The sequence below is a fragment of the Viscerimonas tarda genome, assembly GCF_054601255.1.
In genome coordinates, this window is sequence record NZ_BAAHWV010000003.1 from 1 (window position 1) to 15,033 (window position 15,033).

Annotated in this window: 14 protein-coding genes; 1 reads left to right on the forward strand and 13 read right to left on the reverse strand. The window is 45.9% G+C overall.

Annotated elements, in window-relative coordinates:
- From ACYPWY_RS01600 to ACYPWY_RS01660, 13 genes are all read right to left on the reverse strand, one after another.
- On the reverse strand, positions 1 to 439 hold a 439-nt coding region (locus tag ACYPWY_RS01600), incomplete at its 3' end, for a hypothetical protein (RefSeq protein WP_459683621.1).
- Position 440: 1 nt separating this feature from the next.
- Positions 441 to 758, reverse strand: coding sequence for a hypothetical protein (locus ACYPWY_RS01605; RefSeq protein WP_459683623.1), 318 nt, complete (start codon positions 756 to 758; stop codon positions 441 to 443).
- A 20-nt stretch (positions 759 to 778) separates the two neighbouring features.
- Positions 779 to 4,354, reverse strand: coding sequence for a hypothetical protein (locus ACYPWY_RS01610; protein ID WP_459683625.1), 3,576 nt, complete (start codon positions 4,352 to 4,354; stop codon positions 779 to 781).
- Between the two features lie 34 nt (positions 4,355 to 4,388).
- Complete coding sequence (locus tag ACYPWY_RS01615) at positions 4,389 to 4,832, reverse strand: hypothetical protein (protein ID WP_459683626.1); 444 nt, start codon at positions 4,830 to 4,832, stop codon at positions 4,389 to 4,391.
- A 163-nt stretch (positions 4,833 to 4,995) separates the two neighbouring features.
- Positions 4,996 to 9,060, reverse strand: coding sequence for a tape measure protein (locus tag ACYPWY_RS01620; protein ID WP_459683627.1), 4,065 nt, complete (start codon positions 9,058 to 9,060; stop codon positions 4,996 to 4,998).
- Positions 9,061 to 9,303: 243 nt separating this feature from the next.
- Positions 9,304 to 9,777, reverse strand: a complete 474-nt coding sequence (locus tag ACYPWY_RS01625; RefSeq protein ID WP_459683628.1) for a hypothetical protein — start codon at positions 9,775 to 9,777, stop codon at positions 9,304 to 9,306.
- Between the two features lie 3 nt (positions 9,778 to 9,780).
- Positions 9,781 to 10,284 carry a hypothetical protein gene (locus ACYPWY_RS01630; protein WP_459683630.1) on the reverse strand — a complete coding sequence of 168 codons (504 nt, stop codon included), beginning with the start codon at positions 10,282 to 10,284 and terminating at the stop codon, positions 9,781 to 9,783.
- 1 nt (position 10,285) lies between these two features.
- Positions 10,286 to 10,759: a hypothetical protein gene (locus ACYPWY_RS01635; RefSeq protein WP_459683632.1), complete on the reverse strand. Its 474-nt coding sequence runs from the start codon at positions 10,757 to 10,759 to the stop codon at positions 10,286 to 10,288.
- Positions 10,656 to 11,219 carry an MreC domain-containing protein gene (locus ACYPWY_RS01640; protein WP_459683633.1) on the reverse strand — a complete coding sequence of 188 codons (564 nt, stop codon included), beginning with the start codon at positions 11,217 to 11,219 and terminating at the stop codon, positions 10,656 to 10,658. Before ACYPWY_RS01640 ends, ACYPWY_RS01635 begins: the two co-directional genes overlap by 104 nt.
- A 76-nt stretch (positions 11,220 to 11,295) precedes the next feature.
- Positions 11,296 to 11,778, reverse strand: a complete 483-nt coding sequence (locus ACYPWY_RS01645; RefSeq protein ID WP_459683634.1) for an N-acetylmuramoyl-L-alanine amidase — start codon at positions 11,776 to 11,778, stop codon at positions 11,296 to 11,298.
- Between the two features lies 1 nt (position 11,779).
- Positions 11,780 to 11,947 carry a hypothetical protein gene (locus tag ACYPWY_RS01650; protein ID WP_459683635.1) on the reverse strand — a complete coding sequence of 56 codons (168 nt, stop codon included), beginning with the start codon at positions 11,945 to 11,947 and terminating at the stop codon, positions 11,780 to 11,782.
- A 48-nt stretch (positions 11,948 to 11,995) separates the two neighbouring features.
- Positions 11,996 to 13,216, reverse strand: a complete 1,221-nt coding sequence (locus tag ACYPWY_RS01655) for a hypothetical protein (protein ID WP_459683637.1) — start codon at positions 13,214 to 13,216, stop codon at positions 11,996 to 11,998.
- A 135-nt stretch (positions 13,217 to 13,351) separates the two neighbouring features.
- Positions 13,352 to 14,392, reverse strand: coding sequence for a head maturation protease, ClpP-related (locus ACYPWY_RS01660; RefSeq protein WP_459683638.1), 1,041 nt, complete (start codon positions 14,390 to 14,392; stop codon positions 13,352 to 13,354).
- A gap of 192 nt (positions 14,393 to 14,584) precedes the next feature.
- Between ACYPWY_RS01660 and ACYPWY_RS01665 the strand changes: the two genes are divergently transcribed.
- Entirely contained in the window at positions 14,585 to 15,031 is a 447-nt protein-coding gene (locus ACYPWY_RS01665) for a helix-turn-helix domain-containing protein (RefSeq protein ID WP_459683640.1), read from the forward strand.
- Positions 15,032 to 15,033: the final 2 nt, after the last annotated feature.

Genomic DNA, 15,033 nt, shown 5'->3' on the forward strand with positions numbered 1-15,033 from the left:
TGGGGGCGTCTCCGGTTTTATAGGCGATGCCTTCCACTTTTCCGGCGATGTTCTCTTCGGTGAGGACGTCTTCGGGCGCTTCTACTACGCCATTCGGGGCATAGACTACTTCGTCGCCGGATTGATTCACTTTTTGCGCGTAATCGTCCAAATCTACAGTTTCTACCGGAGGAGCCTCTCCGGTGTTTGTCCATGCTCCGCCATCCTCGTTTACTACATATACGGTTCCCGGGTAGGGGGTTCCTGCCCAGGCGCTCTCCCCTGCTTTTGGGTTGGGAAATGCAGCAATTAAACTTTCTACATCAGCGAAATAGCCTTTTCCTTTCGTTGTTGCATTTTTCAACTTTTCAACTTCGACATTCGTCTGTGAAAAATTATCGTTAATATTGGCGGCGGCATCTCCCCATATCCCGCCTACTTGAATGGTCTTTAAATTCATGCTAGACATATTTTAAAAATGAATACTTTTTTCGATTTGCCAAATAAAAAGGGCTTGATTCCTCCTCGTATGCCTCTCGCTCAAAAGAAATGTTATAATAACTTTCCAGGCCATAGCGCAATAATTTTACCAACCACTCAATAAAATAGAGCAGGTAAAATAAGATATAGCCCAACTCTTTCATTTGAGCGGTATGAATGCGCTCGTGTTGAATGATGCCGACAGTCAAATGCACGTCCTTTCGGACAAATATTACTCCGAACAGGTTAATTGCCGCAAATCCCTTAAATGGAATGATGTTGTTAAAAATGATTTTCATATATTTTCTAAAATTTAAAATCAAGGAACAATCATCAGCTGATTCCCAATTCTATATATTTGACCCGAAACAAGACCAGCGCTAGATGTTGGAAGACCTTTAAAAAAAGCATTTAGAACTCCGTTAATATTTCCAGCGTGGAATGAAGCTGCATTGTTGTCGTATGGATTGAAAGTGCCAATTTCATTAGGAGACATATAAGTATGCCTGCCTGAAGATGATTCAATCATTCTAAATTCAAATCCTCTTAAGCTTGCTGAATATAAAAGTTGGTCGCCTTTATATCTTGATATTTCAAGCGCTGCCGTAACCCAGTCTTCATCGTTAATAGTTTCTTGCTCAAATCCTAATTTAAGAACTGTTCTATCGTTTGAAATCATTGTTATTGTTTTATCGGACGGGTCAATCACTATTCGGTTACCGGATATATTACTTTCAAATTTTCCAACCACTTGTACATTCCCATCCTTATCCCAAACCACATTCCCGCTCGCCAACTGTCCGCTGCCATTCTTGTTGAGCAATATCTTACCATCGGCAATGGAGATTTGACCCTTGAAGTAGCCGTCGTCCGCATACACTGAACCACGAATAATCGCCTCGTTGAATATGGCGCGACCGCCATGCGTAATAACCGCGTTTGCTCCTTTTTTTTCATGCGGATGCATGGCGGCGGCTATGGCATCTTCCAGTTTTCCACCTGCCCAAAATGCCACATCGTCATCATCGGTATAGATGCCGCTGATTCCCGCCGTTATTTTCTGCAACTCGTTATTGTTGAAAATTCCAAGCTGAATCATGGATGTGAGAATCAATCCTCCCAGTATGGATGTCTTTCCTTTTATGGCATCGGACATGTAGCGAATAGATTCAAATTTAGCCGTCTCCTTGTCGTTATCGTAGGGCGAAATCGCCCAGGATGTTGGTATCGTGCCTCGCTCCAATTGAATTTCGCAAATATCGCATTCGCCGCTTATTTCAATCTTCTCGGCCTGATGAGCTTCAAACTTGAAAAACAGATACTCGTAATTATTGCCGGTAATGGATTGAGTTACGCTGAATGTTCCAACTTTCAGCACAATATTTCCCTTCGCCCGCAACGACAACACATAGCGTTCGCTTTCAATCATCGGGCGATAGAATAATTGCTCCAACTTCGTATATACCTGGCACGAATAGCCGCTGGAGCTGTCGGAATCTTCATTTACCTGAGCGTTTCCCGTCCAATACTTCAATTTTGGCGACAGTAATTCGGTTTTGGTATTTAAAACCGTGTTACCGGTAAGTTCGCTACTTTCGTAATCACCTGTAAATGCCGTATTTCGCAGCAAGTTCACGCCTCCTACTTCCACATCGGAGGCCTTTTCAATTTCTTCTGGTAGTCCTGTCAGGTTTTGCCAACCGGAGCTATTGGGTTGGATGGTTACTTGACCGGTTATCTTGTTCCCAGTTCCGGTAAATCCGGTAATATATTTATCCGTTAGCGAATAGCTGTCAATGCCTGCGTATTGCTTGTAACTGGGTGAATCCTCGCCAAATGACGATAATATTTGCGCGTTCTGTCGCTCTGTGTTCGTTCGGTTCCCCATCTGCACGATATGATCACCGGTTGCCGGAACTCCGCTCCCATTATCAGCATCTGTTTTTGACAAGTCAATGTAATTGCTTCCGGTGGCTGTTATCAAACGCCAGTAATATTTTGTTTCGCTTCCGGTAAACACTTGGCAGCGGGCTTGGTCGCCCGGGACGAACTCCTGCACAAATTCACCGTTATCGCCGGTGTCGAAAAAACAACGGTAAACATCTTCCAGTTCCTCCACCGCGGAACATTCCATCCGGGCCGGAGACAGTATCAATTGTGCGCCAATATGGCTCAGTCGCTCGATAATCAACTCAAAGAATTTGGCATAACGACGAACAATCAGCTTATCCACTTCGGCGGTCGTTATACCCTCGGCGTCCACATTGATGGCCGCGCCGCTTCCGAGCATACCGCTTTCAAAATTTCCAACCTGCAAGCCTTTCAGGAAGGTGATAAGTCCGGCTGCCGTGTCATTATTTTTCTTCGATAAAAATTCATGTATCGAGCGTAGTGAAGAGAACAGATTGGTATCGGTTGGAGTGGTTAACTCCCAGCTCTTAACAATGTCGGGGAGCCCGCCCATGGCTGCTCGAAAATAAGCCTTCGTTTCGTCAATACTACCTTCCAATGCCGCCATCTTACCGCGATCAACAATGTCAGATATTTCAATATCTGCCTGTTTCGGGTTATTCACCTTGCGCGTAATGCGCGTAATCCGGCTCAGTCGATAACCAGTTTCGGGAAAATACTCGTCGCTTTCCAAGCGAATAACTTGTCCCAGTGTTAAGTTTATTCCTCTTTCAGCCATGTTAAGATAATCAGTCGGAGCTTTATAAACGGTTTTATCCAACCTGTTCTTATACATATAATCCTGTACGGCTTCGGAAAATTCTTCCTCGGCAAGCGCGTAGTATTCGGTTGGCATTCGCAGGTTATATAATATGTATTCGTCGCCGGACTTGGGAACTAACGAACCGCCCGGCAACTGCATGTCATTTTCGTATGGCCATTGCGTGATTATCTCAAATTCGCCCGTATTTTGATTCCAGTTCACCTCAAAATCACGCCCGTTCAAATCGCCACTCTGAAAGACAATATTTTTCACCAATCCGGCAATCTCATAGTCATTCGGGTTGAAGTTCAGTTGCGGGTCGGTAAAATAATAGATGGTGAACGGATTGCCATCTTCGCCTGTTCGCTGCTCAGTTCGCACGGTTCCTACATTGCCTGTTCTCCTGGGATAGATACCCGCAAATGCCGTCTCTTCAAAGTGTTCAATAATGCCATATTGCAGGTTTTGCTCCACATACTTAACACCGTTCGGCAATTGTAATCGTGCGCTGCCATACGCTTCTCTGTCTATATTGCGCGTACTGCCTATGGGGAACAGGCGCGTGAAAAACGGCGCATTTTCGTTCGTATCCTTGCTGATGTGCAGCAGTCCATTTTGGTAGCCCAATGTAATGGGTTCTCCGTGTTCACAACGCGATAAATTGACCGTTTCCCCACCTATCCACCGTTCGGTACCGGCAAGTCCAGCCAGTTCGTCCAATCCCTTATTTATAAAAGTACCGGAATAGTTAATCGTTATCAGCGGTGTTTCAATCACATCGCCCACTTTCCAGTCTGTTGTCAGCATCGCCCTGTTCATGTTGTCCACAAACAAACGCACGTGCTCAATAGCCGGAGCAGTGAGGGAAAATACCGGTTCGTCTTCACCGTCCACCAGCTTGAGGTTGATAATGCGCTTAATGAGGCTTTCGATGCCGTAAAATTGAATGTTGTATTCCCACTCCACAGTCGAAGTCTGGTTTGGCGTGTATCGCTGCAACGCCCAAAAACGTTTGCCTTCAAAATCAACATAATCATTTACGTCAATCAAGAAGTATTCATAACTCTTGAATGACATATTTAAAACATTGTCATCCATTATTCCATTTGGGCTGTTGGAGCTATCATCCGGCGATACAGTCGCCTTGAGCGTATTTTGTTGGTCGTATATATTTAATTCCATTTTTGAATATTGTTTGAACAGTGTTTTAATGCTATTAAAATGATGGATTCGGTTCCCTGAATTTGATGCTAAACCTGGCGGCGACTGTTCCGTCATCTAAATCAGTCAGCTGGTCGAAATTGGAACAGGAGGCGCAATACATCCTGAATACCTTGCCTGTTTCCGGCACATCTACGTCGAGCCATCCTGCTTTCAGGAATAGAACGAAGCCGGTATATTTCTCCATAAAATCGGTAGCCGATTCAGCGATAATGGCAAATTGCAAAGTAACATCACGCGCTTCCGATGCCGGTAACAATTCATCCGGCAATCTTTCGCCGTTTTCTTCGCGAAATGCTACGGAAACGTAAGGTTTCATAGCGGCAGGCTTGAGCAATGCCGAGTAATTGGCATGATCACCGGCCTTATCTTCGCACAGGAATGCGCCGTATTCCTCGTACACATCCGTTTCGTTTATCAGTAAAAGTCCTTCTAACATATTGTTTTAATTTTTTGATGTGCTGATGTGCTAATGTGCTGATGGCGCAAAGCGACAAAAAAATTCATCAGCACATTAGCACATCAGCACATCAAAAAAAATGATTGTTGTCGCTTTGCGCCATCAGCACATCAACACATTAGCACATCAGCACATCATCGCATCATTTCACCTTCAATCCATCCCGTTTAATCTCCGCCATAAATTGCGATATATCTTCCAACTTCCGGCAATAGGATGTATTTTCCTCAATGCGCGAAAGGGTGTCTAAAACCGAGAACATCATTAAACTGATGTCTTCTGCCGTATCGTCAATATTTGCTTCATGCATTTGAAACGATGTTAACAAGCCCTCTAACTTCGTACCCTGGTCTTGCGTGATGGTAGTGAACGCACCGGCTTTGCCCTGCTGTTTCGTTTTCTCCGCTTCGCCCTGCCAATCAAACAAGCCTTTCAAACTATCCCTTTCGGCCAGCGCACCGTCAATTATTGCCTTGTATTGGTCTTCCAAATCGGATTTTTCCTGAGCGGAAATCAATCCATCCTTGTTTGCCGTCGCAAAATCTTCGTACCATGCTCTCAGACGCTCTTTGTATTTTTCCGACAACATGCTGTTGATGATAGCTTTTTGCAGGTACTTTTCAAAATTACCGGCCATGTCCTCAGCCGATGCATCCATATTCATCAGCGTGTCGAGGAACTCATCGTAGAGGCTATCGAACGAAATTCCGGTAAGCGATTCGTTGAGGATTTCTTTCATCTCCTCTATCGACTTGTTAGCCGCTATAATATCTTCGAGATAACCTTTGGCGTCTCCATCCAGCTTCGACCAAAACAACGGAGCTTCGGTTTTTAATTTTTCCAACTGCTCGGCGGACAGGTCGAACAACCCCGTCATACGGCCTGTGCCTATTATATCGCGGGCATTACCCCCTAGCGCCGATGAAGCTTCATTCCATTCGGCATTGCCCATCCTGTCTGACTGACGCCTCCCGTAGGAGTGCGAACCTGCGCTAGCTCCGGCATTCAACCGCTGCTTGCCAAGCGTACGGGCAGCCGCTTCGGCCTTGCTAATCAGGCTAAGCGCATAATCGGAGGCATTGGCGGCATTTTCCGCGTCTAAGGATTGCACCAGTTCGCGCTGTTTGCCAATAACATCATCAAGAACAGAAGTATAATCCTCGTATTCTTTTTTTGCCTTGTTGTATTTATCAACATTGGATCCAAACAGGCCGTCCATAGCTTTCACCACCTTGGCTATTCCCTGAACGGCATCCATTGCCCCGCCAATAACATCGCCTGCCATTATCTTTCCTACGCCTCCGGCAGTTTGTCCCAAGCCTTCAACGGCAGAGGTAATGCGCCCCACCTTGTCGCCCGCATCGCTGCTGCCAAATATGGTAGCCAATCCTTGTCCGAACTCGTTGACGGATGGCATAAATTCTTGTACGGCACGACCTATCTCCTCAATGCCTTCAGCTAATTTTCCGGATTTCATCTTCTTTATCGCGGAATCTAAGCCAAGGTCAAATGCCTGGAATGGGTTACGCTTTTTCAAGGAGTCAGCCTTGGCGTTCAGGCCATCCAGTAGCGCCTTTAATTGTTCGGCATTGCCTTTAAAACGCTCCAATTCTTCGGGAGTAAATCCGATGGGAATAGTCGCACCGGCTTTCCCCTGCAAATAGTCGTACAGTTGCTGCACCTCGTCTATAACTGTCCTGATTTCTTTGACAGTTTGTTGCGAGGCGTCCAAAAACAGGCGGATAAATAAATCGCTCGACTTCTTTGTCTCCTCGGCTTGCTCATTATTTACCTCCTTTATCGACTTCAACCGCTTCCGGTCGAGTTCGAGCAAGGCGGCCGCCCGTTTTTCGTCATCAGGGAGCGTCATCAAGAATTTATGCTCTTCGTTGTATTGGCGATTAATCTCGGCACGCTGGGCGTTAAAGTCGCGGTACTTGTCCAATAAATCATCATACAGCTTCTTTTCGTTTGCCTGCCTCACTTTATTCAGCGTGGCTTCCTGTCGGATTAATTCGTTCTTTTGCTCGCGTGGCAGGTCAGTAACGCTGTTGGTTGCAGGCGTAAATACCCCTTTCTTTCCGTCCTTTTCCCATTGCAGTTTTTCTGCTTCCTGTTGCTTTTCGATAAGTTCCCGGGCGTGATTGTCGATGTTCAATAATTCTTTTTGATATTCGAGTTCAATCTGATTTTGGCGTTTGTCGAAGCTATCCTTTTCAATATCCAGCAATTTTTGGTCATTTTCCAAGGCCAATTTCCTGCGTTCCAAGGCTGCCTTGGCGTCAGCATTAATAAGTTTAACCGAAGCTTCGGCTTGCTGCTGCGCTTCTCTTTCGGCCTTGGCTGCTGCCGATTCTTCGGCTTTTTCGTTTTTCAACGTTTTGCCGTCGTTGTATTTGTCTATCTCCTTTTGGGCATCGGCTATTTTTTTGGTCAAGGCAATCCATGTATCGCCGTTTTTTTCCTGCGTATCCAAGGCTGCACGTGCGGACTCAGCCGTTTTCTTTTGCTGCTCCCAGTACTCTTTATTTTTTATTGGCGCAGCATCTTGTTTTTTGGCTTGCGCTTCTGCCTCTTCACGTATCTTCTTTAGTTCGTCCAGTTTGGTTTTAAATTTTTCCGCCTCAACTTCGGCGTTTTTCAATCGTGTCTCAAGCCCGGAAATCGCTCCCCAATTTCCATCATCCGACGGCGTATTCATTGCCTTGTTGAGGCTTTTTTTCAACTCCTCAACCCGATTCAGGGCATTCGTGTAATTTTTATTCACAGCATTGAAGTCTGTGTTCTCTGTGGCCTTGTTCGCCATCTTGGCAAACTCATCGGGTGTCAGGGCTTTCACTTGTTCAAATGTCATTCCCTTCAACGAATAAGGCATTACTTTCTTTAAATCCTCGTAGGCTTTTACCTGTGCATAGATGGTTTGCGTTTCGTCTTTTATGATGCCAATCAGTTCGTTGGACTTGGTTTTAAGGTTTTGCTTTTTAGTCCTGGCCTCTTCCAAGGTGTCGTTCAATTTCTTTTGAGCCTTTTCTTCGGCGGTCGTGCTGTCGTGCAATGTCCACACGGTGGCTACCAAGGCAACGATAAGAGCCGCAGCAGCAGCGTAGGGATTTTTCATAATGGTAGCGTTTAACGCCGCTGTTTTGGCGCGCAATACATCGGTAACGGCCTGCATCTTTGTCATGCCTGCCATTTGCGCCAATGTAGCCTGATAACGCAGGTTTTCCGCTACCGAGGTAACCACAACAGCTGCCCTGTATGCGCCATAAGTCGCTACCAGCGAAACAAGTATCTTACCTATCTTTTCGTAGTTTTCAACCACAGAGCTAGCCAATTTGTATCCGCCGACTATTAAACCCTCATTGCTTTCTCCTATTTTGTTCAGGGCGTTCATCCAGGCATCACTCAAGGATGCTTTCAAACCTACAATACCTTCGGCCTGCTTTTCGGTCATTTTGTAAAACTTTCCGCCTTCGGATGTAGCCGAAACAAATGCTTCCTTCACCATATCTACGGTAATGGCTCCATCGTTCAAGTCTTGACTTAAGTCTTTTATGCTTCTGCCGGTTGTGCGCGAAATTTCGACCAAGGGATTGAAACCGGCTGTCGCCATCTGTCGCATATCGTTAGATATAACTTTCCCCAGCGACGACATTTGCGAGTAGGCTAGCAAAAGCGATTGAAATTTTTGACTGTCGCCCATCGAAATATCGCTCATCTGCTTAACAACATCTACCGATTTTTCAGCCTCAACATTAAAGGCCATCAGCATTTGAGCGCCATTGGTAATATCTGTCAGCGTCAGCGGACTTTTAACGGCAATGTCTTTTAGTTCGGCCAGAGTCGATACTGCTCGCTCTTCGCTTCCTGTGAGAACTTCAAACGATTTTTCCATCATTTGAATTTCGCCGCGCACATTTATTATTTGTTTTCCCAAGCCAAGCAGCGCAGTAGTTCCGCCCAACTTCAACAGCATAGACTGCAAACTCATACTGCTGCTGTTCACATCCTGCGATAAATCCTTGTACTGCGAACCTGCCCCTTTGGCCAGGTTTTTGGCGCGCTCCATTTCGGCATTCGATTCACGCATCTGCTCAATCAACTCCTTGTAATCCTTACTTAAGTTGTCAACATTCTTCGATACGGCCTCTATACCTTCGCGCGTTTTGTCGCGGAACAAAAATTCTATTTCAACCGGCTTAGCCATATTTTTACTTGTCTAATTTTGTTTGAAAAAACTCAAGGGCGCGCTGACCCTTTTTTCTGACTTGCTTTTTGCTTATTTTCTTCGCTTCCTCCTCGCTCACGTAATGTGGAGCATCGTTCATCATCAACAGCAGTGTTGCGTATGGAACGTGCCAAAGTATGTGCCGTATGCTCCAGCCGGTTGCCGATGCTATTTGCCATATAAACCCGAACAGGCTATGAGAGCCTTCTGTATGTCCGCCCTTTAACTCCTGTTCGCTCCTTGGCTCAGTCTTGGCTTCATCAGGTTGACCGCCTGCGCCAAGTTGATAATATGCTTGAAAGGGTTTATATTGATATTTTCTATCAGCTGAAACATCGCCTCCGATAAAAAGACCGGATGTACCTTCCAGCGCAACCACCAGGCGACAGGCTGGTGAAAAAGCAGGTAGGAGAAATAGCCTCTAAGTATGGCCATTGCCACTATTTCGCTCACTGCTTGTCCATGTTTAGCTATAAACTCCATGTTTTGCTCAACCGTGTAAGTCTTCATCTCCTCATGGCTGACGCCTATTTTCATCCTGGCTCTTCCAATTCGTACCAATCCCCCTGTGTAGGGCTGGCGAATAACGATTTTTTTAGGCTTCGTTTTCAAACTCAAAAACCTGAGCGGGCGAATGGGTATTGACACGCCCAGGTCTAAAATTAGTTCGGAAGCCTTCAACTCTTCCTTATTCATAGCTTATGCTTCAGGAACTGCTTCCCCGGGAGGATAGTTTTGCCAAGGGCTTCCGCCGTCATCCGGAACCATTATCTCGAATGAGCAAACTATCTGAAGGGTTTGAGCCAAATTAATCGCGCCAGCCAAGTTAGCTGTAAGACTTACTTTTGGAGCGGTAATTGTATGACCGCTAGAACAATTAATTTGCAAGGCGCCTTCTTGAATGCTTTCTTCTGCCGGGGCCGAGTAAACATTCGTTTCGGCGTCAATAGTTCCCCCAAATGCATCCTTGAAATCGGCAGGCTTGAGTTGAATAATATTCGCAGTAAAGGTTTTGCTTCCCGGAGTGGTGAGCAATACTTTGACTACTGCATTTCTTTTTTGCGCCGCGCGAATTTTGGTTGTGCTTGGTGCATCTCCACCGGCTGCCAATCCATTTTCATCTATATAACCCAACGATCTTCCGTTGAATATAACTTCGTCTAATCCGAAGATGTAGCCGTCATCTACTGTTGTATCTGGCATTTTATTTTACGATTTTAGTTAGTAATTTAATTCCTTTCCCAATGGGATCACTCAATATAAATCCCAACAATGTTCCCAATGTCAACCACACCCACCAGTAATTAAGAGGTTTCCTTTCCGTTAGGGTTGAACTGGATTCGGAGAGTTCTTGAACGGTGTTTGAATGCCGTTCAAATTCCGCTAAACGCTCATTTTCCATTTTCAGACTATCTATTTGTTCATAGAATTGGAACGCTGAACGCTGGTAGAGGAACAATAGCCGTTGTATGGAATCGCACTTGCTTGTAATTATAAAATTGCTTCCATACCGCTTGACTTCAACCGAAGCCCTGCCATCCCTGGCCGTGTATCCGGCGCCATCCGGCAAACTGCTAAGACTTTCTACCGATACTGTTACCGATGCCTTGTTCTCCGGTATGGCCTTTGCCGTTACCAGTGTTTGGCTCGTCTGCTCCTTCAGGCTGTTCGCCGTCAATACTTCCAGTTCCCTGGCTGTGTTCCCCGTCGCCAGCGTGTTGGTGTTCCCGGTCTCTCGAAACTCTGAGAGGCTGACTTTTGTTTCCTTTTTGCTGGCGCACCCTGTTGTTAACAGCAGGGTCAACATAAATAATAGCGGGGTCATCCCCCTGATTTGATTTCTCATTTTTAGTCGTTGTTTTTTTGTTAATTACTTTGCGTAACCGTTCAACCTCGCGGGTGAGTTGCTCCATTCGTAGAAGCATCTCCTCCTGCCGAACCGACATGGCCGCATTTTCTTTTCGTAACTGAATGTTTTCGTTCAGTATCTTCCGGTTTTCCTCACTGAGCATATTAATGGAACTTTGCAGCTCTTGCAGCATATCGTTCTTCTGCTTCTTGCGGGTGATAATCCACGTAACCACAGAGCCAATAAAGCCGGTCGGAAGTCCATACGTCAAAAGTTCTACAAGTTCCATTTTTTTTAATTGTTTACCCAGCCCCTCCAAACCTCAGCCCCCTAAATCCCCCGTAGGGGGACTTTTGAAGCCTCCCCTACGGGGAGGTTGGAGGGGCTTGATTAATACCTGTTTCTCTCAACCAATCTTGAACATTGAACGATGGACATGCTTTCGCAGCTACTTCGTTGTGCCCGATGATTCGTACATTCGGGAACCTACGATGGAAGTTCTTTACATAATCTTCCATCGCTTTTAGCTGCCCCTTAGTACGGGTGTCCTTGGGGGTCTTGCCGTCGGCGTTTACACCGCCTACGTACACAACGTGCCGGGAAACCGAATTATATCCGCTTGCTCCGTTGGTAATCTCCCAAGGGTCAACCTGTGCATCTTCGTTGTTATCGACAAGCCTTTCTATCGCTCCGCTCAAGTGAATCATATCGGTATATCCAACCTGCTTCCAGCCACGCCCGCCCTCGCTTACCGGGCTGGTGTGCCACTTGCGTATGTCGTCTGACCTTACTTCGCGGCCTTCCGGCGTGGCGGTGCAGTGAATAACCAGATACTTCAATTGTCCCATCTTAACCTTCAATTACAACCTCTTCCGCCAAGCCACGTTTTACCACGTCTTCGGCGCGTTCCTTTTCAAACTCTACCTGTTTGCCTACTTCGTGCCAGGTCTTTTTGTCGTGCTTGTCAATGAAGCGTTTCACAACGACCAGCGTTCTTGTTTCTACTACTTTTGTCATTTTTGCTAATTTTTTTTGGTGATTAATTCTTATCAACGTCGGGATGCATTATCCCGCTGTTGGTTGATTCAGTTCAATATCCACCGACACCTCTTCGTTACCGGAGAGCGAAACGGTTAATGTTCCTGTCTTGGCCGATTCTCCTGTGGTGTTGTTGGCTGCCGTTACAGACACGCCTGTTCCGGTAATTGTAGCAGTGAATCCTGTCGGTACTTCGCCCAGTTCGTACGCGCCCGATGCAGTAATGGCTACCTGAACAGTACCTCCGCCAACGGGGAAGTCAATTGTTTCGGGTTCTGCTTCAATAAAATGATCGAATGCACCGGCAAATGCGCCGTCTTCGCGCCAGTCCAAGGCGATAAACTCTTCGCCAAAGGCAATGTTCGTATCGGCTTTCATCAGCATTTTCACGAAGTAAAGCTCCGAAGCCGCCGATACTTTGTCCACCTGAATAACATTTTCGTCATCTTGCAGATTGACGGCAGCAAACAGATTGCTGTCAACGCCATCCGAACAAAGCGTAGCGACGATTAGACCCGAAGGCCAGTTAGCCAGCGTTTCGATTGGGATACCTTTGAAAAGCTTCTTGTTTTCTTCGGTTTCGTTGCTGTTCTTCGACTCCCTGTTAGTCAGTTCCTTGTCATACGTGCTGAAGTCTTTCCGGCTCATCAGTATTTTAAGGTTCGGATTTTCGCGGATGGTTTCGGGGATGGCTTCGGCCAGGTCGAATAGTCTGTCGCGCATGGTAGTGGACAGCGATGCAACCCGTATCACCTCTTCTACCTTGGCGGCTTGCGTCAGGATGCCATCCATCAGGAACTGGTCATCCGAACCCTCCTGGTACTCGCCATTGATGTAGAGGTCGCCCAGTTCAGAATTTACCTGTTTCAAAACCTCGCCCAGCAATGCGCTTTGCACTTGCGGAGGCAGCTCTTCAAACAAAAGATTTCCGGTTGGTTGAAATTGCCTCCACAGGTATTCAAATACGCTGGGGTCAAATTCCATATACGCCATCATGTCGTGAGGAGTGAGCATTCGTTCGCTGTAGCTCAAGTCCCCTTTGCTGTCCTCTGAATTCGGGTTTTTCTTCCGTTTTTGCAGAATCTTTCCTGCGCGTTTGAGACGTGGAACCGCAGTAGCCTTATGGATGCCCGGTATAACCATAATCAATCGCTTTTCGACCAGCTGGTTGCTGGTTGAGGCAAGCGTTAAAATACCCTCCAATACCTCGGAGGAGTAATGAGTAGTGTTTAATCCTAAAATTGCCATGAATTTATATAATTAAAAATTAATAATCAATTTGCTGATGTGCTGATGTGCTGATGTGCTGATGTGTTGATGTGTTGATATGCTGATGAATTTGTTGTCGCTTTGCGCCAATTAGCACATTAGCAAATCAGCATATTATTTTTTGTTTCTGATTTCTTCCTGCCGCTTTTCCCAGGGGGATTTTTCACCCGAACCGCCTGCTAGTTGATTAACGATGCGGCGTTTGGGATTCAGAGAGTTCAACACCATTTCGCCGTTTTCACGGTCTTTGTCAAGAATAGCTTGATAAGTCGGGCGTTGCGTTTCATTGATGCGACCATCGGCGATGGCATCGTCCAACATTTTCTTTTTGGCGGCAGTTTCTTCCGCCACGGCTTTGTCCTGAAATACTTTCAGTTCGCCTGTCAGCCGCTGCACTTCGGTAGTCAGTCCGGGAACCTTACCGGCTTCCGTCTCCAACTTTCCAACGATGCGCAGGACATCTTCGTCCGTTGCACAGTCTTTAAAGTGCGGACGTTTTCTAAGTTCGTCTAAATTCATATTGTTGTCTATTTGTGGCTTTTTCAGCCTGTTACTAAAAATTTGATACATCTGCTCGGTGGTACTTCCTTCGGGAACAGGTACGGGTTCGGCATCATAAATGCCATTTATAAAGCCTATCGACAAGGCTTCGTCTGCTGTCAGCCAATGGTCGTGTCCATCGAGATAAGTCGCTTTTATCTCCTCTGCCGTCATGCCGGTTTTTTTCGCATACATTTCGCATATAGTACCATCCAACGATTCGAGCAACTCAATAACTTTCTTCAAATCATCCTTGGTTCCCCATCCACCGCCGGAAGCGCAGTGAATCATCAATCGCGAATACTTGCTCATTTTCACCGGCTTTCCGCAGAGAGCAATGACCGAACCCATGCTGGCGGCTATGCCGTCCACATAGATGTTGATTTCCGCATTGCTGGCGCGCAAGGCGTTGAAAATGGCAATGCCCGAGAATACATCGCCTCCTATGCAGTTTATCCGCACGTCTATCTTCTTGTACGCAGCTTCTGCTTCCTTCAGTTCGCGGACAATATCCATGCTGTGTATGCTGTCGAAATGGCATTCGCCTATATCTCCATACAGGAATATGGTAGCCGTGTCTCCTGAGCCTGCGATGTTGAAAAATTTCTTATTCATTTCTTGTGTTTTCTGAGCCATTTGTGCTCGTTGATGCTGCAAAAGTGAGTTATTTTTTCAACCTAAAAAAATCGGTTTTTTATGATGAAACTTTATGCAATTATCATAAAATCATAAAGTTTCATCATAATTATTCTATTTTTAAGACCCCGTTTTCTTTTCCACCTTTGTGTCAAAAAAAAGGAGATAGTAATGACTGATTTGATGATTTCGCAAAAGAAAGATTGGGCGAAAATGCTCTATACAAAAGAGTACCTCACACAGCAGGAGATTGCCGACCGTGTGGGCGTTTCGCGCATTACCATTAATAAGTGGATTAACGCCGGAAATTGGGAGCAGTTGAAAGTATCTATCACAATCACCAAGGAGGAGCAACTCAAAAACCTGTATCGTCAACTGCAAGAACTCAACGAATCTATTATTAAAAAGCCGGAAGGAGAAAGATACGCCACGGCATCCGAAGCCGACACTATTACCAAATTGGCCAATGCCATCAAAAAAATGGAAACGGATTTGAGTTTGGCCGAAATCACATCGGCATTCGGCGGATTTGTCAATTGGTTAAGGACGCTGAATCCTAATCCGATAAAGGAGATGGCTCCCTATTTGGACGCCTACGTAAAATCGAAATACTTGTAATA

What these genes read in the sequence shown, in the direction of transcription:
- ACYPWY_RS01605 (WP_459683623.1), bottom strand. Translation starts at nt 758, where the DNA reads ATGAAAATCATTTTTAACAACATCATTCCATTTAAGGGATTTGCGGCA.
- ACYPWY_RS01610 (WP_459683625.1), bottom strand. Translation starts at nt 4,354, where the DNA reads ATGGAATTAAATATATACGACCAACAAAATACGCTCAAGGCGACTGTA.
- ACYPWY_RS01615 (WP_459683626.1), bottom strand. Translation starts at nt 4,832, where the DNA reads ATGTTAGAAGGACTTTTACTGATAAACGAAACGGATGTGTACGAGGAA.
- ACYPWY_RS01620 (WP_459683627.1), bottom strand. Translation starts at nt 9,060, where the DNA reads ATGGCTAAGCCGGTTGAAATAGAATTTTTGTTCCGCGACAAAACGCGC.
- ACYPWY_RS01625 (WP_459683628.1), bottom strand. Translation starts at nt 9,777, where the DNA reads ATGAATAAGGAAGAGTTGAAGGCTTCCGAACTAATTTTAGACCTGGGC.
- ACYPWY_RS01630 (WP_459683630.1), bottom strand. Translation starts at nt 10,284, where the DNA reads ATGCCAGATACAACAGTAGATGACGGCTACATCTTCGGATTAGACGAA.
- ACYPWY_RS01640 (WP_459683633.1), bottom strand. Translation starts at nt 11,219, where the DNA reads ATGGAACTTGTAGAACTTTTGACGTATGGACTTCCGACCGGCTTTATT.
- ACYPWY_RS01645 (WP_459683634.1), bottom strand. Translation starts at nt 11,778, where the DNA reads ATGGGACAATTGAAGTATCTGGTTATTCACTGCACCGCCACGCCGGAA.
- ACYPWY_RS01650 (WP_459683635.1), bottom strand. Translation starts at nt 11,947, where the DNA reads ATGACAAAAGTAGTAGAAACAAGAACGCTGGTCGTTGTGAAACGCTTC.
- ACYPWY_RS01655 (WP_459683637.1), bottom strand. Translation starts at nt 13,216, where the DNA reads ATGGCAATTTTAGGATTAAACACTACTCATTACTCCTCCGAGGTATTG.
- ACYPWY_RS01660 (WP_459683638.1), bottom strand. Translation starts at nt 14,392, where the DNA reads ATGAATAAGAAATTTTTCAACATCGCAGGCTCAGGAGACACGGCTACC.
- ACYPWY_RS01665 (WP_459683640.1), top strand. Translation starts at nt 14,585, where the DNA reads ATGACTGATTTGATGATTTCGCAAAAGAAAGATTGGGCGAAAATGCTC.